1 protein-coding gene is annotated in these 1,892 nt (G+C 40.6%); it reads right to left on the bottom strand.

The window, feature by feature from the left end; translation table 11 throughout:
* Positions 1 to 168 precede the first annotated feature (168 nt).
* Positions 169 to 1,365 (bottom strand): elongation factor Tu, encoded by a 1,197-nt coding sequence (gene tuf, locus HT697_RS05060; RefSeq protein ID WP_001040726.1) that lies wholly within the window; start codon positions 1,363 to 1,365, stop codon positions 169 to 171.
* Positions 1,366 to 1,892 lie beyond the last annotated feature (527 nt).

Below are 1,892 nucleotides of genomic sequence, written 5' to 3'. Positions count from 1 at the left end.
TTATCTACAACTTCAAAACGGTGTTTTGAGCAGCCTGCAGCTAGCTTCCTAGTTTGCTCTTTGATTTTCATTGAGTATTAGTTCAATATCTGAAAAAAAAGAACCTTGCAATGCAAGATTCTTTTAGTGTCTGACTTAAATAATTGTTCTTCTGGGAACTAAATCGAATTAAGCTTCGATTTCTGTAACCATACCTGAACCAACAGTACGTCCACCCTCACGGATAGAGAATGTAGTACCTTGTTCTACGGCGATTGGGTGGATCAACTCAACGTCGATTGTCACGTTATCACCAGGCATTACCATTTCAGTACCTGCTGGAAGTTCGATTGAACCTGTAACGTCAGTAGTACGGAAGTAGAATTGTGGACGGTAGTTGTTGAAGAATGGAGTGTGACGTCCACCTTCTTCTTTAGTAAGGATGTAGACTTCACCTTTGAATTTAGTGTGTGGGTTGATTGAACCTGGTTTAGCAATAACTTGTCCACGTTCGATTTCGTCACGTTGAACACCACGAAGAAGGACACCTACGTTATCTCCGGCAAGACCTTCGTCAAGTTGTTTACGGAACATTTCAACACCAGTAACAACTGCTTTTTGAGTTTCTTCTTTGATACCAACGATTTCGATTTCGTCGTTGACTTTAACGATACCACGGTCGATACGTCCTGAAGCAACTGTACCACGTCCAGTGATTGAGAATACGTCTTCGACTGGAAGAAGCAATGGTTTGTCAGTGTCACGTTCTGGTTCTGGGATGTACTCATCAACTGTGTTCATCAATTCCATAACGATGTCTTCGTATTTAGTGTCACCTTCAAGGGCTTTAAGAGCTGAACCTTGGATAACTGGAAGATCGTCACCTGGGAAGTCGTATTCTGACAATAGGTCACGGATTTCCATTTCAACCAATTCAAGCAATTCTTCGTCGTCAACCAAGTCAACTTTGTTCATGAAGACGATAAGGTGTTTAACACCAACCTGACGTGAAAGAAGGATGTGCTCACGAGTTTGTGGCATTGGTCCGTCAGTTGAAGCTACTACAAGGATAGCTCCGTCCATTTGAGCGGCACCAGTGATCATGTTTTTAACGTAGTCCGCGTGTCCTGGAGCGTCGATGTGAGCGTAGTGACGTTTTTCAGTTTCGTACTCAACGTGCGCAGTGTTGATAGTGATACCGCGTTCGCGTTCTTCTGGAGCAGCATCGATAGACGCATAGTCTTTAGGTTGGTTAACTGATGAAGGCAAGCGACGTGCCAAAACAGTTGTGATAGCTGCAGTTAGGGTAGTTTTACCGTGGTCAACGTGTCCGATAGTACCAATGTTAACGTGTGGTTTACTACGATCGTATTTTTCTTTTGCCATTTGAGTAAAAGCCTCCAATAAAATATATTTTATAGATAGACAGTAGGCAATACAGTCTAACTTTCCTTACTATTTTATCAAATTTCAGCTAAATTGCAAGTGTTTTACAACGTTTTTGTGAATTATTCTTGGTAAAAATTTAACTAACTATATAGAAAGTACTAAATAGACTTATCCTTCGAGGAGTTTTCAGCATTATTCATCCACTCACTTGCTGAAAATGCAAACAGTCTCTGGTTTATACTACAAAAGCAAACTAGGAAGCTAGGTATAAGTTATTCACAACATCAGTTTAATACTCTTCGAACATCTCTTCAAACCACGTCAGCATCGCCTTACCGTAGGTATAGCTGAGACTGGTCAAAAAGTCTTTGCAATCAGAAAAACATATAGTATCAGGTCTTGAGAAATCTTGCTACTATACGTTTTATTGTGGGAAGATTTACTTCATTTTCTCCTAAAGTCGAGTTTTTTGCCCAACCTCTTCTTCTACAACCTCAAAACACTATTTTGAGCTGACTTCGTCA

The sequence above is a fragment of the Streptococcus sp. 1621 genome (assembly GCF_013276615.1).
Lineage (GTDB): Bacteria > Bacillota > Bacilli > Lactobacillales > Streptococcaceae > Streptococcus.
This window is presented reverse-complemented; position numbering and strand designations above follow the sequence as displayed.

Excerpts from the sequence above, each read along its gene's own strand:
- tuf (WP_001040726.1), bottom strand. The coding sequence starts at position 1,365 with ATGGCAAAAGAAAAATACGATCGTAGTAAACCACACGTTAACATTGGT.